General features: G+C 68.8%; 29 protein-coding genes and 3 pseudogenes. 16 read left to right on the top strand and 16 right to left on the bottom strand.

Features of this window, described 5'->3' with window-relative positions:
* The 5 genes from ACIBVL_RS10030 to ACIBVL_RS10010 form a co-directional block, all read right to left on the bottom strand.
* The coding region (locus tag ACIBVL_RS10030; RefSeq protein WP_399094740.1) for a response regulator at window positions 1-311 on the bottom strand (311 nt) is incomplete at its 3' end.
* A gap of 29 nt (window positions 312-340) precedes the next feature.
* Window positions 341-487 (bottom strand): hypothetical protein, encoded by a 147-nt coding sequence (locus ACIBVL_RS10025; protein WP_399094737.1) that lies wholly within the window; start codon window positions 485-487, stop codon window positions 341-343.
* Window positions 488-594: 107 nt separating this feature from the next.
* Window positions 595-1410 (bottom strand): oxidoreductase, encoded by an 816-nt coding sequence (locus ACIBVL_RS10020; protein WP_399094734.1) that lies wholly within the window; start codon window positions 1408-1410, stop codon window positions 595-597.
* Window positions 1411-1564: 154 nt separating this feature from the next.
* On the bottom strand, window positions 1565-1708 hold the full coding sequence (locus ACIBVL_RS10015; protein WP_399094731.1) for a hypothetical protein: 144 nt from the start codon (window positions 1706-1708) through the stop codon (window positions 1565-1567).
* A gap of 757 nt (window positions 1709-2465) precedes the next feature.
* Window positions 2466-3089, bottom strand: coding sequence for a TetR/AcrR family transcriptional regulator (locus tag ACIBVL_RS10010; protein ID WP_399094728.1), 624 nt, complete (start codon window positions 3087-3089; stop codon window positions 2466-2468).
* 205 nt (window positions 3090-3294) lie between these two features.
* Between ACIBVL_RS10010 and ACIBVL_RS10005 the strand changes: the two genes are divergently transcribed.
* The 3 genes from ACIBVL_RS10005 (at window position 3295) to ACIBVL_RS09995 (ending at window position 5745) form a co-directional block, all read left to right on the top strand.
* Entirely contained in the window at window positions 3295-4119 is an 825-nt protein-coding gene (locus ACIBVL_RS10005; RefSeq protein WP_399094726.1) for an SDR family oxidoreductase, read from the top strand.
* 209 nt (window positions 4120-4328) lie between these two features.
* Window positions 4329-4490 (top strand): hypothetical protein, encoded by a 162-nt coding sequence (locus tag ACIBVL_RS10000; RefSeq protein WP_399094723.1) that lies wholly within the window; start codon window positions 4329-4331, stop codon window positions 4488-4490.
* A 67-nt stretch (window positions 4491-4557) separates the two neighbouring features.
* Entirely contained in the window at window positions 4558-5745 is a 1188-nt protein-coding gene (locus ACIBVL_RS09995) for an epoxide hydrolase family protein (protein WP_399094720.1), read from the top strand.
* An 88-nt stretch (window positions 5746-5833) separates the two neighbouring features.
* On the opposite strand, the pseudogene ACIBVL_RS09990 reads toward ACIBVL_RS09995, so the two are convergent.
* Both ACIBVL_RS09990 and ACIBVL_RS09985 read right to left on the bottom strand, forming a co-directional pair.
* A pseudogene (locus ACIBVL_RS09990) lies at window positions 5834-6438 on the bottom strand (transposase); the annotation flags it as partial.
* Between the two features lie 441 nt (window positions 6439-6879).
* Complete coding sequence (locus ACIBVL_RS09985; RefSeq protein ID WP_399094717.1) at window positions 6880-7503, bottom strand: TetR/AcrR family transcriptional regulator; 624 nt, start codon at window positions 7501-7503, stop codon at window positions 6880-6882.
* A 131-nt stretch (window positions 7504-7634) separates the two neighbouring features.
* Here ACIBVL_RS09985 and ACIBVL_RS09980 point away from each other — a divergent pair, with 131 nt between their 5' ends.
* The 3 genes and pseudogenes from ACIBVL_RS09980 to ACIBVL_RS09970 form a co-directional block, all read left to right on the top strand.
* On the top strand, window positions 7635-8003 hold the full coding sequence (locus ACIBVL_RS09980) for a DUF1330 domain-containing protein (protein WP_399094714.1): 369 nt from the start codon (window positions 7635-7637) through the stop codon (window positions 8001-8003).
* Window positions 8004-8299: 296 nt separating this feature from the next.
* The gene (locus tag ACIBVL_RS09975; protein WP_399094711.1) at window positions 8300-8578 is read left to right on the top strand and encodes an aldehyde dehydrogenase family protein; all 279 of its coding nucleotides are present in this window, start codon (window positions 8300-8302) and stop codon (window positions 8576-8578) included.
* 15 nt (window positions 8579-8593) lie between these two features.
* Window positions 8594-8905 (top strand): annotated as a pseudogene (locus tag ACIBVL_RS09970) (pirin family protein); the annotation flags it as partial.
* 150 nt (window positions 8906-9055) lie between these two features.
* Here the strand turns inward: ACIBVL_RS09970 and ACIBVL_RS09965 are convergent.
* Complete coding sequence (locus ACIBVL_RS09965) at window positions 9056-9268, bottom strand: hypothetical protein (protein WP_399094899.1); 213 nt, start codon at window positions 9266-9268, stop codon at window positions 9056-9058.
* Here ACIBVL_RS09965 and ACIBVL_RS09960 point away from each other — a divergent pair.
* Window positions 9237-9479: pseudogene (locus ACIBVL_RS09960) on the top strand (alpha/beta fold hydrolase); the annotation flags it as partial. The gene ACIBVL_RS09965 and the pseudogene ACIBVL_RS09960 sit on opposite strands and share 32 nt — an antisense overlap.
* Before the next feature lie 204 nt (window positions 9480-9683).
* On the opposite strand, the gene ACIBVL_RS09955 reads toward ACIBVL_RS09960, so the two are convergent.
* Both ACIBVL_RS09955 and ACIBVL_RS09950 read right to left on the bottom strand, forming a co-directional pair.
* On the bottom strand, window positions 9684-10256 hold the full coding sequence (locus ACIBVL_RS09955; RefSeq protein ID WP_399094708.1) for a TetR/AcrR family transcriptional regulator: 573 nt from the start codon (window positions 10254-10256) through the stop codon (window positions 9684-9686).
* A gap of 119 nt (window positions 10257-10375) precedes the next feature.
* Window positions 10376-10843: a winged helix-turn-helix transcriptional regulator gene (locus tag ACIBVL_RS09950; RefSeq protein ID WP_399094705.1), complete on the bottom strand. Its 468-nt coding sequence runs from the start codon at window positions 10841-10843 to the stop codon at window positions 10376-10378.
* Window positions 10844-10936: 93 nt separating this feature from the next.
* Between ACIBVL_RS09950 and ACIBVL_RS09945 the strand changes: the two genes are divergently transcribed.
* On the top strand, window positions 10937-11437 hold the full coding sequence (locus ACIBVL_RS09945) for a PaaI family thioesterase (protein WP_399094702.1): 501 nt from the start codon (window positions 10937-10939) through the stop codon (window positions 11435-11437).
* Window positions 11438-11550: 113 nt separating this feature from the next.
* On the opposite strand, the gene ACIBVL_RS09940 is transcribed toward ACIBVL_RS09945, so the two are convergent.
* From ACIBVL_RS09940 to ACIBVL_RS09930, 3 genes are all read right to left on the bottom strand, one after another.
* Window positions 11551-12222 (bottom strand): hypothetical protein, encoded by a 672-nt coding sequence (locus ACIBVL_RS09940; protein WP_399094699.1) that lies wholly within the window; start codon window positions 12220-12222, stop codon window positions 11551-11553.
* The gene (locus ACIBVL_RS09935; RefSeq protein ID WP_399094696.1) at window positions 12189-13595 is read right to left on the bottom strand and encodes an AMP-binding protein; all 1407 of its coding nucleotides are present in this window, start codon (window positions 13593-13595) and stop codon (window positions 12189-12191) included. The genes ACIBVL_RS09940 and ACIBVL_RS09935 overlap by 34 nt, the downstream gene beginning before the upstream one ends.
* 198 nt (window positions 13596-13793) lie before the next feature.
* A complete protein-coding gene (locus tag ACIBVL_RS09930; protein ID WP_399094693.1) occupies window positions 13794-14807 on the bottom strand; it encodes an NADP-dependent oxidoreductase in 1014 nt (337 codons plus the stop codon).
* A gap of 160 nt (window positions 14808-14967) precedes the next feature.
* On the opposite strand from ACIBVL_RS09930, the gene ACIBVL_RS09925 reads away from it, so the two are divergent.
* Window positions 14968-15477: a winged helix-turn-helix transcriptional regulator gene (locus ACIBVL_RS09925; RefSeq protein ID WP_399094690.1), complete on the top strand. Its 510-nt coding sequence runs from the start codon at window positions 14968-14970 to the stop codon at window positions 15475-15477.
* Between the two features lie 188 nt (window positions 15478-15665).
* Window positions 15666-16385, top strand: coding sequence for a saccharopine dehydrogenase NADP-binding domain-containing protein (locus tag ACIBVL_RS09920; protein ID WP_399094687.1), 720 nt, complete (start codon window positions 15666-15668; stop codon window positions 16383-16385).
* Here ACIBVL_RS09920 and ACIBVL_RS09915 read toward each other — a convergent pair.
* A complete protein-coding gene (locus ACIBVL_RS09915; RefSeq protein ID WP_399094684.1) occupies window positions 16325-16957 on the bottom strand; it encodes a TetR/AcrR family transcriptional regulator in 633 nt (210 codons plus the stop codon). The genes ACIBVL_RS09920 and ACIBVL_RS09915 overlap by 61 nt on opposite strands.
* A gap of 94 nt (window positions 16958-17051) precedes the next feature.
* Between ACIBVL_RS09915 and ACIBVL_RS09910 the strand changes: the two genes are divergently transcribed.
* The 6 genes from ACIBVL_RS09910 to ACIBVL_RS09885 all read left to right on the top strand — a co-directional run bounded on the left by ACIBVL_RS09910 (window position 17052) and on the right by ACIBVL_RS09885 (window position 23359).
* The gene (locus ACIBVL_RS09910) at window positions 17052-18014 is read left to right on the top strand and encodes a zinc-binding dehydrogenase (protein ID WP_399094896.1); all 963 of its coding nucleotides are present in this window, start codon (window positions 17052-17054) and stop codon (window positions 18012-18014) included.
* A gap of 77 nt (window positions 18015-18091) precedes the next feature.
* Window positions 18092-18940 (top strand): transposase, encoded by an 849-nt coding sequence (locus tag ACIBVL_RS09905; protein WP_399094682.1) that lies wholly within the window; start codon window positions 18092-18094, stop codon window positions 18938-18940.
* Between the two features lie 277 nt (window positions 18941-19217).
* Window positions 19218-19766, top strand: a complete 549-nt coding sequence (locus ACIBVL_RS09900; protein WP_399094679.1) for an RNA polymerase sigma factor — start codon at window positions 19218-19220, stop codon at window positions 19764-19766.
* The gene (locus ACIBVL_RS09895; protein WP_399094676.1) at window positions 19763-20971 is read left to right on the top strand and encodes a CU044_5270 family protein; all 1209 of its coding nucleotides are present in this window, start codon (window positions 19763-19765) and stop codon (window positions 20969-20971) included. Before ACIBVL_RS09900 ends, ACIBVL_RS09895 begins: the two co-directional genes overlap by 4 nt.
* A gap of 202 nt (window positions 20972-21173) precedes the next feature.
* Window positions 21174-22373, top strand: coding sequence for an Ig-like domain-containing protein (locus ACIBVL_RS09890; protein ID WP_399094674.1), 1200 nt, complete (start codon window positions 21174-21176; stop codon window positions 22371-22373).
* A gap of 200 nt (window positions 22374-22573) precedes the next feature.
* A complete protein-coding gene (locus ACIBVL_RS09885) occupies window positions 22574-23359 on the top strand; it encodes a L,D-transpeptidase family protein (RefSeq protein WP_399094672.1) in 786 nt (261 codons plus the stop codon).
* A 560-nt stretch (window positions 23360-23919) separates the two neighbouring features.
* Here ACIBVL_RS09885 and ACIBVL_RS09880 read toward each other — a convergent pair.
* Together ACIBVL_RS09880 and ACIBVL_RS09875 are read right to left on the bottom strand one after the other, a co-directional pair.
* Entirely contained in the window at window positions 23920-25089 is a 1170-nt protein-coding gene (locus tag ACIBVL_RS09880) for a sensor histidine kinase (protein ID WP_399094669.1), read from the bottom strand.
* Window positions 25086-25739, bottom strand: coding sequence for a response regulator transcription factor (locus ACIBVL_RS09875; RefSeq protein ID WP_399094666.1), 654 nt, complete (start codon window positions 25737-25739; stop codon window positions 25086-25088). Before ACIBVL_RS09875 ends, ACIBVL_RS09880 begins: the two co-directional genes overlap by 4 nt.
* Window positions 25740-25743: the final 4 nt, after the last annotated feature.

Genomic DNA, 25743 nt, shown 5'->3' with positions numbered 1-25743 from the left:
GCCGCGTTCGTGTCCGCGTACGCGGTCAGCAGCACGCGCCGGGCGCCCGGGTACATGTCCAGGGCCTGTTCGAGGAACTCGATGCCGTTCATCTGGGGCATCCGGTAGTCGGCCAGGATCACCGCCACGAGGTCGCCGCGCAGCTTCAGCTCCCGCAGCGCCTGAAGCGCGGACTCGCCGGACTCCGCGCGCACGATCCGGTACGACTGGCCGTAGCGCCGTCGCAGGTCACGGGCGACGGCCCGGGACACCCCGGGATCGTCGTCCACGGTCATGATGACGGTCCGCGCAGCGTCCGCGGTCTGTGCCATAGGTCTCCCACCCCGAGTGATGTGATCCGCTACTTGGTCCATGACGCGATCCGTTCCGCGATGGCCGCGGGGGCCTCGATGTGCAGGACGAGCGTCGGTCGACCATCGGGATCACCACCCTGCAGGGCGTGAAAGGTGCCGTGGGGCAGGTCGAAGGTGGCGTGTTCGAACTCCATGGGTGTCAGCCTTCGCCAAGAGCGGTCGGACGGCAGATGCTGATGCCGGCTTCGGTGTCTCTGGTTCTGGTCATGTGTGTCCCCTCGGCGCCGGGTGTCCTGCGGGGTCAGCCGGCCAGTCGGTTGAGCTTGCGGACTTGTCTGTCGAAGGCGCTTGAGGGCACGATCCGGCGCAGGAGGCTGACGCGCTTGGCCATCGGGCCGGCGGTATAGCGGAGCTTGGGCTTGGGATCGGTGGCGGCCGTGACGATCACCTTCGCGACGACGTCCGGGTGGTCGGCGTGGCGCACGGCTGTGGCCAGCACGTCTCGGGAGATCTCCCGCTGCGCGGCGTAGACCGGCAGGGGCGAGTCGGGTGCCATGCTGCTCGCCTCGAAACTCGTGCTTGTGTAGGCCGGCTCGACCAGTAGCACCCGGATGCCGTGCTCACGAAGCTCGTGGTCCACGGACTCGGAGTAGCCCTCGACCGCATGCTTGGTGGCGGCGTAGACGGCCATGAAGGGGGCTGGGATCAGACCGAGTACCGAGGAGACGTTGACCACGCGGCCACTGCCCTGGGCGCGCATGTGGGGCAGCACTGCGTTGGTCATCCGCATCAGGCCGAAGACGTTGATGTCGAAGACCTCCTTGGCCTGGTTGATGGAGCTCTCCTCGCCGGCGCCGACCGCGCCCACGCCTGCGTTGTTGACCAGGACGTCGATCCGGCCGAAACGGTCGATCACCTCCCCGACCAGGGAGCGGACCGAGTTGTCGTCGGCCACGTCGAGATCGAGGAACGTCACCCCGGCGATCGGCTCGGCCTTGGCCGCGTTGCGGCTCGTGCCGACCACCGTGAAGCCGACGCCCACGAGGGCGAGCGCCGCCGCCCGCCCGATCCCGGAGGAGGCACCCGTCACGAGGGCCACTCGGGGAGCTGTCTGCATGGCGGTTCCTTCGGTTGTGGGCATGACCGACACGGTCCGCACCGGTCCTGCAAGGCCGAACCCAGCCTGTCCGGTGAGCTCAGGGCTGTTGTGTACTGAATAGTCGGAAACCTAGCCAGTTCTGTACTGAGTTGTCAAGTGTGGTGGGTCGGTTTTACCTTTCTTTGTGGTCGTGACGGCGGTGGCCGAGCGTGTGCGAGCGGCGCAGCAGGAGAACGCGCAGCACTCCGTCGTCGTGGGCCGCGATCACGTCACCGCGTCGGACGGTGGTGCCGGCGACCCCGGCGGGCGCGGTCACCGGGCTGGGACCGGCCTTCACCCTGCCCTGCGCCGAGACCCCTGACGAACAGGCAGGGGGGCCTATTGCCGTCAGCTCGGACGGACCCTGCGGGCCTGCGCGGTCAGGCAGCCCATCGCCTTGGTCTCGACGCCGGACGCGGGTGTGCTGTCCAGCAGCAGGTCGGGGGTGAACCTCGCAGACCTGTGGCCGGCGCGGCTCGAACTGAAACCCCTGGGCGGCGACGAGCGGCCGGGTGCGCGGTGGTGGCCGTGGGCCTGGGCGATCCTGCGCGACAGCGGGGTGGTCGCCCGTGCCTGGTGGTGGTCCCGGTGGCACGGGGGCGTTCGCCACGTGGGCGAGCAGGACGTCAGGCTGACGCTCGCGCAGGATGGCGGTGATCGGACCGGTCGCCGACTCGTCGACGCCCAGCGGGAGTCCGTACCGCTGCCCGCATCCGCGCGGAGGACACCCAGCTCTACGAGGGCACCGAGGCGGAGCACTGGCACGCATTCCTGCACACGCGGTCCGAGTTGGCGCAGCGGCGGCCGAAGTACCAGCGTCTGCTGGCGGCGAGGCGTTCGGCCGGCTGACCGTGCAGTTCAAGCCCGGCGACACCGCGCATGCGGTGGAGCAACTCGACGGGATGCGGGCGCAGTCCTTCGGCCAGCCGCCCAGGCGACGCCCGGCGGCGCGTAAGCCTGCGGGCCGTGTCTTCGCGGTGTCGAAGTGGGCCGGCCGCATCGGAGCCTGTGCGACGGGGCCGGCCGTGGCCTTGTCAGTGGTGGCGCGGGCGAGGCAGCAAGGCGAACGCGCTCTCCGCGATCGAGGTCAGGCGGTCGGGGCTGTGGCCGTACGCGCCCACGACATCGGTCCCGCGGATGACGGTCAGCAGAAGGTACGCGAGGTCGTCGGGGTCCGCGTCGGGGGCGATGTCGCCGTGGCGCTGCGCCACTCGCACGCACTCGGCGACCGCCCTCACGACCGCGGAGAGGCAGTCTTTGGCCAGGCGTTCCACCTCGGGGTCGGAGGCGCCGATCTCCAGGGTCATCTTGGCGGCGAAGCAGGCCGACGCCGCGCGGTCGGGGGCGGGGGGTACGTCGGCGGCGAGTGGCACTCCGTGGACGGCGCGGAGCAAGTACGCGTGCAGTCGTTCCAGGGCGCCCTCGTCCGGTCCGGCGAGCATCTTCGGCGCAGACTGCCCCACCCGGGCGAAGTAGTCGGCCATCGCCTGCAGCAGCACGCCGCGCTTGCCGTCGAACGCGGCATAGAGGCTGCCGCGGCCCAGGCCGGTGGCGGCGCTGATGTCGTCGACGCTGGTGCCGTTGTAGCCCGAGGCGCGGAACTGCCGCTCGGCGGCGTGGAGGACGTGGTCGGGGTCAAAGCTTCGTGGTCTGGCCATGCATCGAAGGTAAAGCCGACCCACCATTCTTGACAACCCAGTACAGAACCGCCTAGGTTTCCGACTGTCCAGTACACAACCGTCCTGGGCTCACCGGATCGGCTTGGTCCAGCTCGTATGCGCTCACGCAACTGAGTCTCAGGCTGAGTTGCAGTCCCTCTACAACACCTCTCTACAACACCTCGTTTCGAGTAGGAGTGTCCCCATGAGCAAGATCTGGTTCATCACGGGTTCCTCGCGCGGCTTCGGCCGCCAGTTCGCCGAGGCGGCCCTTCAGCGCGGCGACAAGGTCGCGGCCACCGCCCGCAACACCGACTCCCTGAAGGACCTGGTCGCCGCGCACGGCGAGGCGATCCTTGCGCTGACCCTGGACGTGACGGACAAGGCCGCCGCCACCGAGGCCGTGCAGCGGGCGCACGCCCACTTCGGCCGCCTGGACGTCGTCGTCAACAACGCCGGCTACGGCCTGTTCGGCGCCGTCGAGGAACTGACCGAGCAGCAGGTCCGCGACCAGATGGAGACCAACTTCTTCGGCGCCCTGTGGGTGACCCAGGCCGCCCTGCCCCTGCTGCGCGAGCAGGGCAGCGGCCACATCGTGCAGATCTCCACCATCGGCGGCGTGACCACCTTCCCCAACCTGGGCGGCTACCACGCCTCCAAGTGGGCCCTGGAAGGCCTGACCGAGTCCCTCGCCCAGGAGGTCGCCGCGTTTGGGATCAAGGTCACCCTGGTCGAGCCCGGCGGCTTCGCCACCGACTGGTCCGGCGCCTCCGCCAGCTTCGCCGAGCAGCTGCCCGTCTACGACGGCGTGCGCGCGGCCGTGGCCGAGGGCTGGCGCAACATGAAGATCGGCGACCCCACGGCGGCCGGACCGGCCCTGCTGAAGATCGTCGACGCCGACACCCCGCCGCTGCGCGTCTTCTTCGGCACCGCGGGCCTGGAGCTGCTTCCCCCCGTATACGCCGAGCGCCTCAAGACCTGGCAGGACTGGGCCCACATCTCCACCCTGTCCCAGGGCAACCCCGCCTGAACCCAGCGGCGGTAAGTACGCGTCTGGCCGTCGACCCTCACCAGGGCACACCCGCAACAGCAGGCTCAGCGGCGTGCGTCACCGCTGCTCTGTTCAGCCGCCTCCGACCCGACCGGGCCTTCGACACCTTCACCAAGCGCGCTTGCGGTGCGCCGGCCGGAGTTTTCGCGACGCCGGACGGCAAGGTCCCCACGCCCGACATCAACGGGATGGCGCTGGCCATGCACGGCGGCGCCAACCTCGGCTCGGACCTCATACGGGTAGCCATGCAGAACGAGCAGTACGGCGTCGAAGAGGTGCGCGAGAAGAACCCCGCCCTCGTCGCCCGTCGCCACCCCGGCCGGATGCCAGTCGGCACCCTGCTGGCCTGATCCATGCCGCCGAGGCGGCCGCTTGGATCCGGTCGCTCTCTCCCCACACACGGAAAGACACAAGGACATGACAAACAACTCCGAGGGTGACGCCTCCGTGCGCCCGTTCCGTATAGACATCCCGCAGGCCGACCTGGACGACCTACGAGAGCGCCTCGGCCGCGTCCGGCTGCCCGACTCGATTCCCGGCACAGAATGGGAGATGGGCGTCCCGGTCGACTACCTGAGCGAGCTGGCCGAGTACTGGCGCACCACCTACGACTGGCGCGTCTGGGAGAAGCGGCTGAACGAACTGCCGCAGTTCACCACCACGATCGACGGTCAGAACATCCACTTCCTGCACGTCCGCTCACCCGAGCCCGATGCCACCCCGCTGGTCCTCACGCACGGCTGGCCCGGCTCGTTCCTCGAGTTCCTGCAGGTGATCGGCCCCCTGAGTGACCCGCGTGCACACGGTGGCGACCCTGCCGACGCCTTCCACCTGGTCATCCCGTCCCTCCCCGGGTACGGGTTCTCGGGCCCGGTCACCGAACGCGGCTGGGACCCCACGCGGGTGGCCCGCGCCTGGGCGCAGCTGATGGCCCGCCTCGGCTATGAGCGCTACGGCGCTCAGGGCGGCGACTGGGGCTCGTTCGTCTCCCAGGCACTGGGCCACGTCGATGCCGACCACGTCATCGGCGTACACGTCAACTTCCTGACGACCGACCCCACCGGCGCCCCCGGCGAGCTCGACGACGTCAGCCCGGAAGACAAGGCCAAGCTCGAGCTCAACCTGCGGATCCGGGCCGAGGGCAGCGCCTACTTCGCCCTCCAGGCGAGCCGGCCGCAGACCATCGGATTCGCCCTGGCCGACTCTCCGGCCGGGCAACTCGCCTGGATCGCCGAGAAATTCAAGGAGTGGATCGACCCCAACGGGGGGACAGTCGACCGCGACCACATGCTCACGAACATCACGCTGTACTGGCTGACCAACACCGCCGCGTCATCGGCCCGCTTCTACTACGAGGTCACCCACCCGGCGAACCGCCCGCAGCAGTCGGCCGACCCGGTCGGAGCCCGGCCAGAGCGGTCACCCACCCCGCTGGGCGTCGCGGTCTTCCCCTACGACGCCCTGCCCATCCGCGCCCTCGCGGAACGCAGCGCCAACGTCGTGCACTGGACCGAGTTCGACCGCGGCGGCCACTTCGCCGCCATGGAACAGCCCGAACTGCTCGTCGGTGACATCCGCACCTTCTTCCGGGAACTGACCCACTGAGTCGTCACGCCGTCGCACGCCGCGCTCTCCAAGCCGAGGTCGGAGGCGACCGGGACGTCGTTGCTTGGCCAAGCCGTCGCCCGTTCCATTCGACCCTCCACCGCTTCGGCTGTGGCACGAACCCCTTGACCTGCGGGTTGCGTTGGACGATCTCGACGTCGATCCCCAGGCCGGCGCCGTGTGCGACGACCTGGTTCTTGAAGCCCTGGTCGACCAGGGCTTTGCGGACGGTTCCGCCGGCGTGCTCGGCGACCTGGTCAAGCAGGAGATTGCCCGCGTTGTCGTGGGTGTTCGCCGCGAGGACGACGACCGCGATGACCAGGCCGAGGACGTCCACGGCAAGGCCCCGCTTGCGGCGGGGCACCCGCTTGGCCGGATCGTGACGGCGGGGACCCCGGCGGCCACATGGACACTCTTGGTGTCCAGCACCACCAGGGTCGGGTCCTCTAATCGTCGGGCGCGTTCGCGGACCTGGCAGCGCAGGAGTTCATGGATGACCTGGTCGGTCCCGTCGTCCCGCCAGGCGGCGAAGTAGTAGTACGGCGCGCTCTTCTGCGGCAGGTCGTGCGGGAGATAGGACCACTGGCAACCGGTCCGTCCCTGATAGAGGATCGCGTTCACGATCTCCCGTATGTCGTAGGCGCCCTGATGGTCGCTGACCGAGCGGTGCCGGTCCTTCCACGCGGTGATCAACGGGGGTCATTCGCCACGTGGGTGAGCAGGACGTCGGGCTGACGCTCGCGCAGGATGACGACGATCGGACCGGTCGCCGACTCGTCGACGCCCAGCGGGAATCCGTACCGCTGCCCGCATCCGCGGGGACGGTACCCAGCTCTACGAGGCACCGAGGCGGAGCACTGGCGCGAATTCCTGCCAACACGGTCCGAGTTGGCGCAGCGGCGGCCGAAGTACCACCGTCTGCCGACGGCGAGGCGTTCGGCCGGCTGACCGTGCAGTTCAAGCCCGGCGACACCGCGCATGCGGTGGAGCAACTCGACGGGATGCGGGCGCAGTTCTTCGGCCAGCCGCCCAGGCGACGCCCGGCGGCGCGTAAGCCTGCGGGCCGTGCCTCCGCGGCGTCGAAGTGGGCCGACCGCGTCAGGTGCCGGTGCAACGAGGCCGGCCGTGCCCTTCTCAGCTTTGGCGTGGGCGGGGCAGGAGTGCGAATGCGGTTTCCGCGATGGAGGTCAGGCGGGCGGGACTGTGGCCGTACGCGCCTACGACATCGCTGCCGCGGATGACGGTCAGCAGGAGGTAGGCGAGGTCGTCGGGGTCGGCGTCGGGGTCGATGTCGCCGTTGCGCTGGGCCGCTCGCACGCACTCGGCCACCGCCGTGCGGACGACGGAGAAGCAGTCGTTGGCCAGGCGTTTCACCTCGGGGTCGGAGGCGCCGATCTCCAGGGCCATTTTGGCGGCGAAGCAGGTCGCGGCCGTCCGGTCGGGGGCGGGGGGTACGTCGGGGGCGAGTGGCACTCCGTGGACGGCGCGGAGCAGGTAGGCGTGCAGTCGTTCCAGGGCGCCCTCGTCCGGTCCGGCGAGCATCTTCGGCGGACCCTGCCCGAGCCGGGCGAAGTAGCTGGTCATGGCCTGCAGCAGTACGCCGTGCTTGCCGTCGAACGCGGCGTAGAGGCTGCCGCGGCCCAGGCCGGTGGCGGCGCTGATGTCGTCGACGCTCGTGCCGTTGTAGCCCGAGGTGCGGAACTGCCGCTCGGCGGCATGCAGGACGTGGTCGGGGTCAAAGCTTCGTGGTCTGGCCATGCATCGAAGGTAAAGCCGACCCACCCTTCTTGACAACCCAGTACAGAACCATCTAGGTTTCTTACTGTTCAGTCCACAACGGTCCTGAGGTCACCGGACCGGCTTGGTCCAGACCGAAGAGAGCGTTGGCAATGAGCGAAAATTCGCAGAAGAAGTTCTACGCCCTGAACCTGTTCGACGTGGTCGACGTGGAGAAGTACCTCGCGTACTTCAGCCGTCTACCCGAAGCGGCCCCGCAATATGGTGGCCGAGTGGTGACGTTTGGCCGTTTCCGGAACAACGTGACCGGTGACCTCGCGCCGCGGCAGGTCCTGATCGTCGTTGAATGGGACTCCGAAGAGGCGTTCAACAGCTTCCGGGACAATCCGGAATTGGCCGACTTGCATCCGCTGCGGGAGGACGCGACGGCGTCCTACATCTGGCAGACGTTCGACGGCGTCGAACTGAGCGACCCCACCAACGCTTCGCTCGACGATCTACTGGCAGTCCTCAAGCCCTGAAACCCGTATCGCCACGGAGTCCTGATCCAGACAACCGGCCGTGCCGGTGCGCATCCTGCGGGCGATCTCCAGGCCCTTGCCCTCGGCGTCGGTATAAAAGCCGCCGCACGACAGCGAGCCGAACAGACCTCGGCCCTCCGACTGACGCCGGCAGTGCGCCGGGCGGCGTGGGCGCCCGGCGCGGCGCGAACGCCGGAGCAAGGTACGTGCCGGGTTACTCCGAGAGGGCGCCCATCGCGCGATCGCCGTGGCCCATCGCAATCGATTCAGGGCAGGTAGCCGTCAACGGCGGCGCCATGAGCATCGAGACACCGTTCGGCGGCTACAAGATGAGCGGTATCGGCCGAGAAAAGGGCATCGAGGCCCTCTACGAGTACACCCAGCTCAAGACGGTCAGCTCGGCCTGCCGGACCTCGGTTCCGAGTGACGGGACACCTCCGCTTCCTGTCCGCACCCTGGACCCAATGATCGACGCTGTAGATCTCCCCCCCCTGGACCCGCGCAGGCCGACTTCATGGAGCACCCGCAGCCACGCGGCGCGCAGGGGGATGTTCGGATCCCGGCGACTCGAATGAGCGAGTAACAGCGACGTGCGGTCCCGGTTCGTGATCGATCCACTCCCACGTCGATCCCGTCCCGGCCGGGGAGAGGAGACTTGCTCAGGGGCGCGAGCCGCTGCTTCACCACCAAGCAGCAGCTGTGCCCCGACGCGCAGGTCGGCGGCAAGGCCCTGGTCTTCGTGCCGATCGACCCCTTTCTCGCCCGGTCAGGGGCTGGTTCTCAACCCCGGGTTCGAACGGCACCCCCACCGCGGTCTGGAGATCGTCACCATCGTGGTCGACGGCGTCCTCGAACACGGCGGCAACCTTGGCCACGCCGACGCCCTGGAGCCCGGCGAGGTGCCGTGGATGACCGCCGGGCGCGGCATCATCCACCGCGAACTCGCCCATCGCGATGAACACGTGTACATGCATCACGATCGACCTCCACGCCGGCATCCTCGATGGCGTCACGGGTGCGGCCCGCACCCACAACCCGGTCTGGCTACCCGCTCATGGCGTCTCGGGCTGGGGTGGGGTGAGGTCGGGCGGGTAGCCTTTGGCACGGAGCCAGGTGTCGAGGGCCAGGGTGACGATGTCGCCGTGGGGAACGTCGTGGTCGGTGTTGTAGCGGCGGATACGTCGCTGGAGTTGCAGGATGTCGGTGACGGCGTAAAACGGCCGGGACAGGGCGATCTCCCTCATCTCGTACAGCAACCAGCTCAAGGCCATTCACCGCTGGGGCCTGGAGAAGCCCCACGATCTCTCCGTCATCAAGCAGCCGGTGCTCGTCGCCAATGGCGAGAGCGACAGAATGGTCCCGACGAAGAACTCGCACGACCTGGCCCGGCGACTGCCGAACAGCGAGTTGGTGATCTATCCCGACGCCGGCCATGGCGGCATCTTCGAGTTCCACGACCAGTTCGTGCAGACGGCGCTCGAGTTCCTCGAACGATTACGGGCGCGCAGTACGGTCGACGCCCGGGCCGAGGAGGCTGCCTCAGAGCCGCAATGTCTTTGGGTGAGCGGCTCGGGCGGCCCAGTCGGAGTGCTGCCCGCAGGTCCGGCGATGACCAGACCGGTGTCCGGGGCCGCCATGCGGGACGTGTGTTTCTGGCTGGCGAAGCCCCGGCGGCGCCACTCAGCGCATGAAGGCGAGGCCGTTCTCGATGCCCTGCTCGAGGACCTCGTCGGCGAACTTCCGGTCGGAGAGGGCGCGGGACAACTGCAGCGTTCCCACCATCATGGTGTAGAGCCCGATGGCCTTACCGCGAGCGGACTGCGGGTTTCCAGGTGACAGGCGGGCGGCGATCTCGTCGAGGATGTTCCGCGCGCCGTCGGTGTAGGCCTGTTTGGTCGCGTCCTCGCAGCGGCCGATCTCGTCGAGCAGGGCGGCGGAGGGGCATCCGGTGTCCGGGTGGTCCCGGTGCGCAGGCGACAAGTACTCGCGGACGAGGTCCTCGAGTCCAGCGCGGCCGGGCCGCAGCGTGCCGTACGCGGCGATCTGCGTGCGCAGTTGGTCGGCGATGACGTTGGCGACGAGGTCGTCCTTGGAGGCGAAGTGCGCGTAGAAGGCCCCGTTGGTGAGCCCGGCGTCCGACATCAGCGTGGAGATGCCCGAGCCGTCTATGCCGTCCTGCTTGAATCGCTGGCCGGACGTCTCGATGATCCGTTGCCGGGTCACCTGTTTGTGCTCCTTGGTGTAGCGCACCACGAGCTTCCTCCATTCGCTCCGCGAGGACATTGCCCCGTGCCAAGCCCAAGGTATGACCTGACGCACGTAATATCATGACCGTAGGCGATTTCACCGGCCCGCGAGTCCTGACCGATGGTTCAGGACCGGCGGCGGGCGCCGGGTCCCAGCCGGGCGGTGACTTCCCTCGGAGTGAGGGCGGAGTGGTCCGCGGAGCACTCGACGACGACCCGGACCGGAGCCTCGCAGTCGGTGTGGCGCACGTCCAGCACGGGGCCCTCGGGGCCGAGGGCGTATGCCTCGCCCCACTGGCTCAGCGCCATGAGGGCGGGCCACAAGTCCCAGCCCTTACGGGTCAGGCGGTATTCCTTGCGGACGCGGCTCCCGGGCTCCCGATAGGGGGCAGTGCTCAGGATCCCCGCCGAGGTCAGCTTTCGGAGGCGGTCACTGAGGACGGCTTCCGACAGGCCGATGTGGCGGTGGAAGTCGTCGAAGCGGCGGACCCCGTTGACGGCGTCACGCAGGATCAGCAGCGTCCATTTCTCCCCGACCACGTCGAGCGTGCGCTGGATGGGGCAGTTCTCCGTGCTCGCCTCAAGCCACTCCATCCCGCCATCGTAAGGGCCTGGCTTCGCCGTTGACAGTCAGGTGAGCCCGCGGCTAGCTTCGCTTGTAAAAGTCAGACGGGAAGGCGTTCGGTCGTGGGTCGAACACGTACGTATCAATGGGAAGATCCCGCGATCCTGGCGGAAGCCGCCGGGCGCATGGCAGGCATCGATTTCCTGCGCGAGCTGCAAGCGGGGCGACTGCCGGGGCCGCCCATCAGCTACAGCATCGACTTCGCCCTGGACGAGGTGGAGCCCGGCAGGGCGGTCTTCTCGCTGACGCCGGGGGAGGAGCACTACAACCCGATCGGCAGCGTGCACGGCGGCATCTTCGCCACCCTGCTCGACTCGGCGGCCGGCTGCGCCGTTCAGTCAACCTTGCCGCAGGGCGTGGCGTACACCTCGCTGGACTTGACGGTGAAGTTCCTGCGGCGGATCACCGTGGACACGGGCACGGTGCGGGCGATCGGCACGGTTGTCAGCCAGAGTCGTCAAACCGCCCTCGCGCAGGCGCAGTTGTTCGACGGGTCGGACCGGCTGCTCGCGCATGCCACCAGTAGCTGCATGCTCTTCCCGGTGCCTTCCTCTCAACGGTGACCCTCAGCGGCAACCGGTGAATCGAGCCTTGCCCCACACGCACCGATGTCTCACCCCTCTTCCGCCTCCTCTCCCTCTCACTGTCTGACCTGCGCAGAGTGATCTTTGTGCGGCTATGCCGGACTCCCTCGACCGCGGCGCAGAACGCCGGAGTGCGAGGTGAAACGGCTGTGGCGCGCGTCGGCGGCAGCCCGTAACTCCTTGTGATCGGCACGGCGGAGAACCGGGCGCAGCGCCTCGATGACGCCGGGGTCGTCCACTGTGGAGGGGATGGGTTCGTCGTGGCCGTCGGCGATGCCGCGCATGGTCTTGCGCAGGATCTTTCCCGAGCGGGTCTTGGGAAGGGCGACCACGACCGTGACGTCCTTGAGGGAGGCGACGGCGCCGATGCGCTCGCGTACGAGCGGGACGAGTTCGGCCTCGACCTCGCCCGGCTCGCGGTCGGTGCCGGCTTTCAGGACGACGAAACCGCGCGGGATCTGGCCCTTCAGGGTGTCGGCTACGCCGATGACGGCGCATTCGGCGACGTTGGGATGGGCGGCCAGGGCCTCTTCCATGCTGCCGGTGGGCAGCCGGTGTCCGGCGACGTTGATGACGTCGTCGGTGCGGCCCATGACGAAGACGTAGCCGTCGTCGATGTGGCCGCTGTCGCCGGTGAGGTAGTAGCCGTCGTAGGCCGGGAGGTAGGAGGCGACGTAGCGGTCGTCGTCGTTCCAGAGAGTGGGCAGTGCGCCGGGAGGCAGGGGAAGCTTCACCACGATCGCGCCGTCGACGCCCGCGGGCATGGGCTCGCCCGAAGGGCCGAGGACACGGACGTCCCAGCCCGGGAGCGGGCGGGTGGGAGAGCCGGGTTTGACGGGAGCGGCCTCGATGCCGACCGGGTTGGCGACGATGGCCAGCCGGTCTCGGTCTGCCACCAGTGGTCGATCACCGGGATGCCCAGGAGCGCGCTCGCCCAGTGGTAGGTCTCGGGGTCGAGGCGCTCGCCGGCGAGGAAGAGGTGACGCAGGCCGCTCAGGTCGTGATCCGCGGTGAGCGTTCCCTTCGGGTCCTCCTTGCGGATGGCCCGGAAGGCGGTGGGCGCGGTGAACATGGTCTTGACCCGGTACTCGGCGGCCACGCGCCAGAACTGGCCCGCATCCGGGGTGCCGACCGGCTTGCCCTCGTAGAGGACTGAGGTGGCGCCGGCCAGCAGGGGCGCGTAGACGATGTACGAGTGGCCGACAACCCAGCCGACGTCGGAGCCGGTGAACATGGTCTCTCCCGGGCCCACGTCGTAGACGGCGCCCATCGACCACTGGAGCGCGACCGCGTAGCCGCCGCAGTAGCGTACGACTCCCTTGGGTTTTGCGGTCGTTCCGGACGTGTAGAGGATGTAGAGGGGATCGGTGGCGGCGACGGGAAGGCAGTCGGCCGGCGTTGCGGCCGCAACCGCGTCGGCCCAGTCGAGATCGTCGGGCCCCAACTCTGCCCGCTCCTGCGGGCGTTGCAGGATCACGCTCTTGTCGGGCTTGTGGACGGCGAGTTCGATCGCCCGGTCGAGCAGGGGCTTGTATGCGATGACGCGCTTGCCCTTGATGCCGCAGGAGGCGGAGACGACGACTTTGGGGGCCGCGTCGTCGATGCGCAGGGCGAGTTCGCGGGCGGCGAACCCGCCGAAGACGACCGAGTGGACCGCGCCGATCCGTGCACAGGCCAGCATCGCGACGACGGCCTCGGGGACCATCGGCATGTAGATCACCACTCGGTCGCCGTGCCCCACGCCGAGCCCCGCCAGACTCCGGCGAAGGCCGCCACCTCGTTCCTCAGCTGCGCCGTAGGTGTAGGTGCGTCGGATGTCGGTCACGGGTGAGTCGTAGACGAGCGCGGGCTGTTCACCCCGGCCGGCCTCGACGTGCCGGTCGAGCGCGTTGAAACAGACGTTGAGCCGCCCGTCGGGAAACCAGCGGTAGAAGGGCGCGCCCGAGGAGTCCAGGGCGCGGTGCGGAGCGACATCCCAGTCGATGCCCTCCGCCGCCTTCAGCCAGAAGCTCTCCGGGTGCACGAGGCTGATCTCGGGGGATGTGAAGTCCACGGCGGGGTCCTGCAGCCAGGCGCCCCGGAAGAGCTCCAGCGTGCCCCGGCTGAGCATCTTGTCGTTCGTCTCGTTGGCGTCCACCGCCGGGTTCTGGAGCGTGAGGTCGGTCCAGGGGGAGACGCTGACGATCGCGCCGGGCCGCAGGCATACGGCGTGCCGAATGGCGCGGAACCCCTATAACTGCGGCTCTCCGCGACCGTAGTCGCCCTTTGGATCGCGGCGGTGTCGTGACCCCTCCGGTGGCCGTGCCCGAACGGAGGGGCTGTTGTCGGCCGCGTCTCAGTCGTTGCCGTGCACCATCGAGACCACGACCTTGCCGGCCTTGGTGCGGCCCTGCTCGACGTGCGCCATCGCCCCGAGTGTCTGGTCGAAGGGGAAGGTGCTGTCGATGACCGGGCGGAGCTTCCCGCTGTCGTAGAGGGCGCCGAGTTTGCGCAGCTGGGAGCCGTTGGCCTCCATGAAGAAGAACTCGTAGCGCACGCCCAGCGCCTTGGCCCGCTTGCGGATCTTGCGGCTGAGGGTGTTCATGACCAGGCCCAGGAAAGAGGGGGCACCGAGCTGCTTGGCGAAACCGGCGTCGGGCGGGCCGACGACGCTGATGGCCAGGCCGCCGGGCCTCAGCACGGTCAGCGACTTCTCGAGGTTCGCCCCGCCCAGGGAGTCCAGCACCAGGTCGTAGCCGGAGAGCACCTTGGAGAAGTCTTCCTTGGTGTAGTCGACGACGAGGTCGGCGCCGAGGTTCTTGACCAGCTCCTCGGTCTCGGTGTTCGTGGTCGTCGCCACCGTGGCGCCGAGGTGCTTGGCGAGCTGGATGACCGTCGACCCGAGGCCTCCGGCACCGGCGTGGATGAGTACCTTCTGACCCGGCTTCACATGGGCGCGCTCGACGAGGACCTGCCAGGCGGCCAGGGCCACCAGCGGCACCGCGGCTGCCTCCTGGAGGGTGAGGGAGGCGGGTTTGGGCGCGACGTCGTCCGCGTCGATCGCGATGAACTCCGCGAAGCCTCCGATCCGCAGGTCGCGCGGCCGGGCGTAGACCTCGTCGCCGACTTTGAGACCGTGTACGGCGGAGCCGACCTGTGTCACGACGCCGGCCACGTCGTGGCCGAGCACGAACGGAAGCTTGTACTTCAGCAGCTGCTTGAACTCCCCGTTGCGGACCATTTTGTCCAGCGGATTGATGCTGGCGGCGCTCACTCTGACCAGGACGTCGCGGTCTCCGACGGTGGGCTCGGGTACCTCTGCGGCGCGGACGCCGTCCTTGCCGTACTTCTCGACGACGAACGCCTGCATGCCGGCGGCCTTCCTGTGTGGGTGTCCGGTGGTTGATGCGAGTCTTACGGCAGGTCCCTCTGCGCGCCCGTTTCTCGCGTGCGGCCGGGTTGATGTGCCGACCATGACGCTACTGGCTGAGTATGGAAAAGTAAACTCAGATGAGGTTAGAATCACCCCCATGGATGCAACGACCGAAGCTCTGCGGGACGCCGGCGTGGACCCCCGACTCGACCGGGACGCGTCGAACTGCTCGATCGCCCGGACCCTTGAGGTCGTGGGCGAGAAGTGGACGATCCTGATCCTGCGCGAGGTCTATTACGGCTCGTCCCGTTTCGGCGAGTTCGAACGCGTCCTCGGCTGTCCTCGCAACCTCCTCGCGGCGCGGCTTCGGATGCTCGTGGAGGAAGGGATCCTGGCAACCGAGACCTACAAGGAGCCGGGCTCGCGCAGCCGGCCGAAGTACGTGATCACGCCCAAGGGTGTGGATCTGGTCCCGGCCGTGATGGGGCTCCTGCAGTGGGGCGACCGCTACCGCGCCGACCCGGAGGGCCCGGCCATGCTGTCCAGGCACCGTGGATGCGGCGCGCACGTCGACGCCCAGATCCGCTGCGACCGGGGCCACGCCGTACAGGCGGAAGAGATTGAGAGCATCCCCGGCCCGGCCTTTCGTCTGAGGCCCGCTGAGTGAACTGAGCGCGGTGGTGTCAGGAGCTTCTGCGGCTCATTCAGCCGGGGTGTGCTCACTCCGTCTGGCCCGGACGTGATGGAGGTGGACCTTTGTGCGGTTCCCGCAGCGGGATCGGTGTGGGCCTCGCATGCGCACCATCGTATTTTCAATGACCTGAAGTCAGTGAATGACTAAGGGGCAGCGCACGCGTGACAGTGCTCTTGCTGGGTGCGACGGGGTACACCGGGCAGCGGGTGCTCCGGGAACTGCTCGCACGAGGGGAGAAGCCGACCCTGGTCGGCCGGAGCCGGACCAGGATGCTGTCCCTGGCCGACCGCTTCGAGGCGGACCTGCCGGTGGCCGAGGTCGACGTCACCTCGACGGCCGACCTCACGCGCCTCCTGGAGCCCAGCGATGTCGTCGTCTCCACGATCGGCCCGTTCATGCGGCTGGGCATGGCGGCGGTCACGGCTGCCGCACGGGTGGGGGCCCATTACTTCGACTCGACGGGGGAGGGGACCTTCGCCCGCCGCGTCCTCCTTGAACTGGACGCGGCCGCGGCCCTCCGGGGAGCGACCCTGGTGCCCGCGTTCGGCTACGACTACGTGCCGGGCAACCTCGCCGGCGCGCTCGCCCTGACGCGGGCGGGCGAGCGGGCACGCCACGTGGAGGCCGGCTACTTCATCACCCGTGCCGGGCAGGGCGACGAGTTGCGCCTTGCCGTCGTGGGCACTCCTTCGAGGGGTGTGCGGGCAGAAGCCGTCCGTGACGGCATCCTGCCCGCTACACTCCCACCGCTCGAAGATTCCCCAGGTCAAGCCACGAAGTACTGCTGGAGTACTAGTCGACTAGCTAGCTGCCTAGGCGGTCAGGTGCTGTCCGGTGCTGCGGATGCCAGCCGTGCCGCTGGTGGTAGTGGTGCGTGCTGAGGGCAGGCTTCGAACGCCTGGATCGCCAACGCTGCGAAGCGTCGGGAGGCCCTGACCTGGCTGGCGGTCGATGAGGCGTGGATCCCCTTGTTAGCCATGAGTATGAGAATCAGGTCGTCCAGGACGAAGTCGGACCGCAGGTGCCCCGCCTCCTTGGCTCGCTGAGCCAGTTCGGCGACTGCTTTCACCGTGTACTCGCGGCCTGCGGCGACATCCTTCACCTCTGGGTAGGTCGACAGGAAGGCTTCGGTGAATCCCCGATCGCGTGCGTGCAGCTCACAGATCCTCTCGATCACCAGACACAGGCCACGCCACGGATCAGGATCGGCGCACCCCTCGTCGACAATGGCGCGACATGCATTCAGCTGGTCCGCGAAGGCCTCGGCGACCAGCATCTGCTTGGCCGGGAAACGACGGTACAAGGTGGCAGGTCCCACCCCGGCACGCCGCGCGACCTCCCGCATCGGCACGTCCAGGCCATCGGTGGAGAACAGCGCTCGGGCCGCGTCGAGGATGCGTTCGCGGTTGTCCAGCGCGTCGGAACGCAACGTATGAGGCAAACGGTCGGTCACCACTCTCACTTTACCTAAGCGGACGGGGGCGTCCATTACCGTCCCAGACGTAGAAGCTCTCGTGCTGGAGCTGTCCGAGAACCTGGAGACCACATTGAAGGCAATCTCGATCCAGACGTTCGGAAGTCCTGACGGTCTGGCTGTTGTCGGCCTGCCGGTACCCGCACCTGCTGCCGGGCAGGTACTGATAGCCACCGAGGCGGTGGGCGTCGGTGGTGTCGACACCGTGATCAGAAGCGGGGCTCTGGCCGCCTACGGCTTCAAGGAGGGCCACATCCCGGGCAGCGAGGTGGCGGGTACCGTGACCGCGGTCGGTGACGGCGTCGACGCGTCGTGGATCGGCGGGCGGGTGTGGGCCTTCACCGGCACCGGCGGAGGCTACGTCGAACAGGCCCTCGCGTCGGTCGAGGAGATCGTTCCCCTGCCCGTGAACCTGTCCGCAGTCGATGCGGTGACACTCGGCAGCTCCGGCGTGGTGGCCCACTTCGGGCTCCGCCACGCCCACTTCGCTCCCGGGGAGACGGTTCTGGTGCGTGGTGCGGCCGGCAGCATCGGGATCATGACAGTGCAACTCGCTGCTCACGGCGCCGCCGCCGCAGTGGCGGTCACCACCTCCTCGGCCGAGCGCGGCGAGCAACTGCGACGCCTCGGCGCGACCCACGTGCTGGACCGCTCCGGCGATGGAGGGGAACCATCTCCCGCGGGCTATGACGTCATCATCGACGTGGTGGCCGGCAAGGACATGCCGTCGTTCTTCGACCGGCTCAACCCGAACGGCCGCATGGTGGCCGTGGGCGCTGTCGCAGGCCAGCCACCGGCGGACTTCGGCACGAAGATCATGGCGGCGTTCCAGAAGTCGATGTCCTTCGCCGCTTTCAGCGCAGCCACCGTCACCGCAGCCGAACGGCGTGCCGTGCGGAGCGAGCTGTTCGCCGCAGCGAGCCGGGGCGAGATCGAAACAGTGGTGCACGAGGTGCTGCCGCTGGACGCAGCCGTGTTGGCGCACCAGAAAATGGACGCGGGCGAGGTCTTCGGCAGGATCGTGCTGACACCGTAGTCGAAGGTATCCACGCTGGGATTGCCACGTTGCCACGCCCCCTGCTCAGTCGACGCGAGGGAGTCCAATGTCGGTGCGTGAAGACAGAGTTGGACTCCCTCGCGACCGCGCTCTACGTGAGGACCGATGATCTGCTGAAGGGTTCGCCGCAGTTCGGGCCATGGCGGCCGGCCGTGGGCATGGCGCCGCAGCTCAGCGACGCCGAGCTGGTGACCCTGGCGATGATGCAGGCCATGCTCGGCTTCACCTCCGAGGCCAGGTGGCTCCGGCACGCCCGCTCCCACCTGCGACGTCTGTTCCCGTACCGGCCTAAGCAACCCGGCTACAACAAGCGGCTGCGAAAGGCCGCCGGTCTGCTGCGGCGCGTCATCCGACTGCTGGCCGCCGATACCTCCGTATGGAGCGACGACGTGTGGATCGTGGACTCCGCGCCGGTGGAATGCGGCCGCTCCCGCGAGACCGTCAAACGTTCCGACCTGGCCGGATGTGCCGAGTACGGCTACTGCGCCGGCCACAGCCGCTTCTTCTGGGGCCTGCGACTGTACCTGGTGTGCACCCTCCAGGGCCTGCCCGTCGCCTTCTCCCTGACCGGGGCCAAGGCCGACGAGCGCGAGACCCTGCTGGACCTGCTCGCCGCCGAACCGGAGCTTGTCACCGCCCGGCCCGGCCAGACGCTGATCGGAGACAAGAACTACTTCGGCCGGGGCTTCGAACACGAACTGGCCGAGCAGGACATCCGGCTGCTGCGGCCCGCCCGCACGCTCGGGAGCCGGGACCATGATGGGGTGCTGAGGATCAGCCGGCCGTCGGTGGCGACCCGCCAGTCGGCGGCTGGACGACCCGTGACCGGGTCGAGGACACCTCCGCCGGGGGCATGCCAAGCTGGTGGGATCTCGGCGGGACGTGGTGCGGGGACCAGGACCTGACGGCCGCCGCGGACGATGACCACGGCCCTGCTGCGGTGCTCCGCGAGATGCTCCAGCGCCTCCCGGTACACCGCGCGCTGAGCCGCGTGCAGCGCCCTGCGCCGGGCTGCGACACCAGTGGTGCCGTGGTGCTCGGCGGTGGCACGCCTTCTTTCGCGACGACGGCGACCGAGGGCAGCGCGAGACCCGTCTCGGCCGTACGAATTTCTGTCGGGCTGTAATAACTCGGCCGTCAGGCGCATTACTTGCTGACAGAGCCGAGACGAGGAGACGGCGCGTGACCCAAGCCCAACGCTTCCGGGACGTCTACGAGGAGTGCTATCCGCGCGTACTCGCCTATGTCACAAGCCAGGTGGGACGGCAGATCGGGGAGGACATCACCAGCGAGACCTTCACCGTTGCCTGGAGACGGATGCGCGACCTGCCGCAGCCGCCGCTGCCCTGGCTCCTGGGTGTGGCCCGCAACCTGGTGCGGGAGCTGCGTCGCCGGGACAGCCACCAGTACGCCCTCGCCGCCCAGGAGGCACAGCGCATCGGCATCGGCGGCCGGGCCGAGGCGGAGGACGTGGCCACAGGTGTGATCGATCGCGAGGCCGCGCTGCAGGCCCTGGCGAGCCTGTCCGACACCGACCGGGAACTGCTGACGCTGGTCGCCTGGCACGGGCTGAGCACCAAGCAGGCCGCACGAGTCCTGGGCTGTGCCACCACCACCTTGACGGTCCGGCTGCACCGGGCCCGTCGTCGGCTGGAACGGGCGATGGAGGCCGTGCCCACACAACCCGCACCGGCGGTGCGCCGCACCGACCCCGAAGGAGCGCTCACATGAACACGAGGAAGACACACGAACGGTCCGCGCGCCGCAACGACGTCCTGAAGACGCTCGCCGACGCCCGGCCCGCCGAACTGGACCCGGCGGCCTTGGCGGGCTCCCGGAGGCAGCGCGAGGACCTGGCCAGGATCATGACCGAAGCGCAGGAGAGGCCGACCAGAAACCCTTCGGCATGGCTGCGACCACGGCTCCTGCCGCTCGGGGCAGCCGCGACCGTCGCGGTGTCCGCGGTCATGGTCGCCACCCTCGTCCAGCAGGACCCGCCCGGGCCCACGAGCACGCAAGCCGGCACCCGCCCGCCGTCCGCCACCGCGACCGCGCTGAACGGCCGCATGGAACTGCTCGGCGTGGCAAAGGCGGCGGAGAGTTCGACTGCCGAGGGAACGTACTGGCAGGTGTCCGGCCGGTCGGAGACCGTGGACGTAGTCGGTGAGCGGGGACGGCGCTTCGCCCTACGCACCACCTCGTCCTCGGAATGGTCGGTCGGAGTGCGCCCGGGCACCCAAAGCCTGATGGTCACCGGCCTGAACGCCAAGACCGCGCCCCGTACCGCGGCGGACGAGGAACGCTGGCGGGCCGCTGGTTCACCACGCCGAGTAGAGGGCCCGGCAGGTGCCGACGGTCGGATGAGACTGGGCTACACGATCGGAACGAGCCGGCCGATGGTCATGCGCACCGACAACGACAACAAGATCTACGCCCTCGGCCCGGAGAGCGTCTCCTACCAGGACCTGCGGAAACTGCCCACCGACAGCGCACAGTTGGGCCGACACATCGAGCGGCTGTACGAGCAGGACGGCGGTGCTGAGAGCAGCGGCGGTCGCACGGCCTGGATGCTGCGCCGTACGGCCGACCTCATCACCATGCCGGTGAAGCCAGGCACCCGGGCAGCCGCGTACCGTGTGCTCGCGGACCTGCCAGGCATCCGCGTCCAGGGTTCCATCACCGACCCGCTGGGCCGCAAGGGCATGGGCATCACGCTCCCCATCGAGGCGGCGACCACGCTGGGGAGCATGGAACAGCGACTGGTGGTGGACCCGTCCACCGGCGCACTGCTCTCCGAGCAGACCATCCTGGTGGAGCCGTCGGCCATCGCACAAGAGGCCGGACTGGTCACCGGCACGACGGTGAACTACGAGGCGACCACCCGGATGGAATGGGCGGAGCGGCAGATCACAGTGCCGAAGAACGCCCGGCACTGACCCCTGCCCCGGGACAGCGGTACGGGGCATCCCCTCGTCCGGGCGCATGCATCAGCCGCGACGCAAGCAGGTCCGGGCTGATGGGCACGAGCGGGGCGGAGCCAACCTCCTCACAGCCCCGTCGCCCCGCCTTTGCGCCTTCTGTCATGCATTTTCCACGACTCGGTGGGGCACACCACCTGACGCGCACTACGGAGATTCCATGCACCGCACCCGCCCGGCGGCGGCCCTTGCCGCTCTGTCGATGTCGGTAGGTCTTCTGACCGGCTGCAGTAACGGGCCGGAGGACGAGCGTGACCGTGCGAAGGCATCGCCGGCTGCGGCCGCCGCCACGCCGCACATAAGATCCCACGCCGCCGACGGGCAGAAGCATGTGTCCGTCAGGCGCGGTGGCCGCGTCACGGTCGAGGCCGGGAGGATAGCCAAGGTGTCCCTGGCCACGGCGAACGGCAGGGCCGTACACGGCGTCGTCTCCTCCAACGGCAGCACCTGGGCACCCAGTGCCGTCCTGGAGTACGGCACCGCCTACCGACTGAGCGTGGTGGCCGCGGGCGCAGATGGGCGCAAGGTGACAAAGAGGATCGCTTTCACCACCGTGGCCAAGTCCGCCCGTTTCACCGGCACTTTCACCCCGGGCAACGGATCCACGGTGGGTGTGGGGATGCCGGTCTCGTTCACGTTCGACAAAGCGATCGCCGACAAGAAGGCCGTGGAGTCGGCCATCGAGGTCAGCTCAAGCAGCGGACAGACCGTCGTCGGCCACTGGTTCGGTACGCAACGCCTTGATTTTCGTCCGGAGCAGTACTGGAAGGCCAACTCCACCATCGTCGTCAAGAGTCGCCTCGATGGAGTCAGAGGGGCCGAGGGCGCCTACGGCGACCAGGACGAGACCGTCCGCTTCACCGTCGGCCGAAGTCAGATCTCCACCGTGGACGCCTCCACGCACCGGATGACGGTCGTCCGCGACGGCAAGACCCGGAAGACGCTGGCCATCACGGCGGGCGCCGCCAACTCGCCCACGTGGAACGGCCAGATGGTGATATCGGAGAAGCTGATCAGCACCCGGATGAACGGAGCCACCGTGGGTTTCGCCGGTGAGTACGACATACCCGACGTTCCGCACGCCATGCGCCTGTCCACGTCGGGCACGTTCATCCACGGCAACTACTGGGGCGCCGACTCGGTGTTCGGAAACTCCAACATCAGCCACGGCTGTGTCGGACTCAATGATGTCAAGGGCGGCAACGACGCCTCCCAGGACGCCGCCTGGTTCTACAACACCTCCCTCCTCGGCGACGTCGTCGTGGTGCGGAAGTCCCACGACGGGACGATCGCCCCCGACAACGGCCTCAATGGCTGGAACATGCCGTGGGAGCAGTGGAAGGCGGGCTCCGCGCGCTGACGCGGTCGGACACTCCCGTAACCGTCGTGGCCGCCTGCGAACCGGACGGGCTCCGTGCGTCGGACCTGCCCAATTCCCGACCGGCCCCATACAGATTGACCCCCATGGCTACTTCATCGATACACCGCCGGCCCCGCCGGTGGCTTCCGGGTGCTCCGGCCGGCGACCGTCGCACGACCACCATCCCGGCCCTGAACCGAATGACGGTGCAGGCCGTGGTCCTGGTTCTGTCCAGCACGCTCGTCGGATGCGCGGGGACGGAGGTGCACGTCGGGACGGCCGACGCCGCCCGGCCGACGGCCACCGGAACGCCCGGCCCATCGGCTGCCGTCACCGGCACGACGCAGGCCCGGCCCGGCCGGACACCAGCCGGCAGCGAAGCGTCGGCCACGTCCGTCCTCGAGCGGCTGCCGGGCCTGGGCCCGCGGACACGGGGCGGGATTCCCGCGAACGCGCGCCAGGTTGTGCTGGTCACCGGGCGGGGCAAGAACTCCTCGGAAGCGAACGTCGTGCTCTACCGGCGCACCGGCGCGGGCTGGGAGGCGGGAGCCGTCTGGCCGGCCCACAATGCTCTCAAGGGCTGGACGGACGACCACCGGCTCGGCGATCTCCGGTCTCCCATAGGCGTGTTCACCCTCACCGACGCCGGCGGACTGCTCGCCGATCCCGGCAGCCAATTACCCTACGATCGCTCACGGAGCTTCACCATCGGAGGCACGGGCTTCGAGGGAGAACCGCTCGCGGGTTCCTTCGACTACGTCGTCGCGATCAACTACAACCGCAAACCCGGAACCTCCCCCCTCGACTGGACGCGCCCCCTCGGCGCGGACAAGGGCGGCGGTGTCTGGCTGCACGTCGACCACGGCGGGCCCACGCACGGCTGTGTGAGCGTGGCGCAGAAGCACATGAAACATCTCCTGCGCACCCTCGACCCCGACCAGCACCCGGTGATCGTCATGGGGGACGCCGCATCCCTCGAACGGTGACGCCTACGGTGTCAGAGACAAGACAAAGGCACCCCCGGAAGTCGACCCGTGCGACTCACACCTGCGGCCCTTGTCTCGAACGGATGCGGAAGCAGTTCGAGGGGTGATCCGGCGAGTCCGTGCCGGCCGGCCAGGAGTGGGAGACGCCCGAGCGGTTCGGTGCGGGGCAGACCGCCTACAACCAGTTCGTCCAGTCCAGGCACGTACGCACGACGAAGCGCTCGGCCCGGGGCTTGACGAGGAGTTCTTCACCGCCTTGGGAGACGCGGCCCTGGAGCACGAGGTGGCAGCCCAGAAGACCGGGGAGCGCGTGAGGGCGACCTCAACACCGGACCCTGCCACGCGCCGCCGCAGAGGTCGCCGGCACCGGGGGAAGCCCCGGCTGCGCAGGGCCTCTGAGGCTTCCGCCACGTCCGGCGGGAACTGTCCGGGGCAATCGGGCAGTTGCGGCGAGGCGGTGACTGAAGGCATGGGCGAGGGCGACCGCCTGGCGATGACGCAGCCGAGAACCGGTCACGGATCGGCCGTTGCGAGAGACATCGAGAGTGATGCCGGGCGGGTCAGGGCGGCGGCGGGAGGAACGGCCTACCGGTCCGGAACTCGATCCGGACCGTGAGACCGCCTCCTGGACGGGGCGATGCGGTCAGCCGGCCCCCGTGTACGTCGGTGACCGCTTTGACCACCGCGAGACCGAGCCCGGAGCCCTTGACCCGTGTGGTGCCGCGCCGGAATGGATGGAACAGAGCGGGAAGCTCGGTGCCGTCGATCAATGGGCCGGTGTTCTCGACCTCGATGCGGGCCCACCCCGAGCCGTCGTCCAGAGTCCGGACACACAGGGTTCCGCCGCGATGGTTATGGCGAACGCCGTTGGTGACGAGGTTCGCGACGAGCTGGGCCAGCAGGGAGGGGTCGCCGATGACCTGTGCCGAGCGCAGGACGGACTGAACGGCCACGTCGGCCGCGTCCGTCTCGCTGCGCAGCTCCGCGACTGCGGTGCGCACCAGTTCGGCGAGGTCCGAGGGTCGCCGGTGCAGGGATCCGCTCTCCCCCCGTGCCAGTACCAGCAGCGAGCCGAGGAGGCGCTCGCAGCGGTCTGTGGCGGCCAGCGCACGACGGATGTCGGGCTCCAGTGCTGTGGGCACCCTCCCGTGGGCCAGCGGGATCTCCAGGGCCGTCCGCTGGATGGTCAGGGGGGTGCGCAGTTCGTGGGAGGCATGAGCGGTGAACAACTGCTGGTCGCTGAAGCTGCGTTCCAGCCTGTCCAGCATCATGTCGAAGGTGTCGGCCAGTTCCTTGACCTCGTCGTCCGGCCCGACCAGACGAAGGCGGGAGTGCAGGCTGTTCTCGCTGATGTCCCGTGCGGTGCTGGTGACTTGACCGATACGGGACAGGGACCGTCCGGCGATCCAGAAGGCGGCCGCGATCGACAGCACGGCGAGCGGCGCAAGGATCAGCAGTGAGCGTGTCATCAGGTCGGCCAGGACCGCGTCGCGGAACGCGTCGAACCGAGTCGTCGACGCCCCCGGTACGGTGGTCACCGGCCCGCCTGTCTCACCGGAGTCCGGTGCCGTGGCCGGAGTCGGTGCGATGGTGGCGCTGTTCGCCTCGATGATCTGGCGCGCGCTGAGCCACGAGGCCGCCAGCAGCAGACCGCCGCCGACCGTGAAGACCGCGGTGTTCAGCAGGGCCAGCCGGGTGCGGATGCGCAGCGCCCCGAGTCGGTGTCTCACAGCTGGTAGCCGAAGCCGGGCACGGTCGTGATCAGCGCTGGATCACCGAGCTTCCGGCGCAGTTGATGCACCGTCACTTTGACTACGCCGCTGGAGGGATCCATCTCGCCGTCCCACACGATGTCGAGCAGCTCGGACGAGGAGACGATTCCGCCGTCCGCGGCCATCAATGCCTCCAGCACGCCGAACTCCCGCGGGGTAAGGCGCAGTAGTCTGCCGTCGCGCTCGGCCAGTCGGCGTACCGTGTCCACCCGCAGGCCGCGCCGCTCGAGGACGGTCGGTGCGGTCCCCGGCCCGCGGCGGCCGAGGGCACGGAGCCGGGCGACGAGTTCCAGATACGAGAAGGGTTTCGCCAGGTAGTCGTCCGCCCCCTGGCCGAGCCCTTCCACGATGTCGCTCAAACTGCCGGCCGCGGTGAGCATGAGGATGCGTGCGGGATACCGAGCGGTGTTGAGGGCACGGCACACCGCGTCGCCGTGCACCATCGGCAGATCCCGGTCGAGTACGAGGACGTCGTAGTCGACAGCGGCGGCCATCTCCAGCGCCTTCGCCCCGTCCCCGGCGACGTCCGCGGTCATGCCGTCGGCGCGCAGACCGTCGGCGATCATCTGTCCGAGTTCTTCCTCGTCCTCGACCACCAGTACCCGCATGCGC

It is taken from the genome of Streptomyces sp. NPDC049687 (assembly GCF_044465285.1).
In the GTDB taxonomy this organism is placed as follows: domain Bacteria; phylum Actinomycetota; class Actinomycetes; order Streptomycetales; family Streptomycetaceae; genus Streptomyces.
This window is presented reverse-complemented; position numbering and strand designations above follow the sequence as displayed.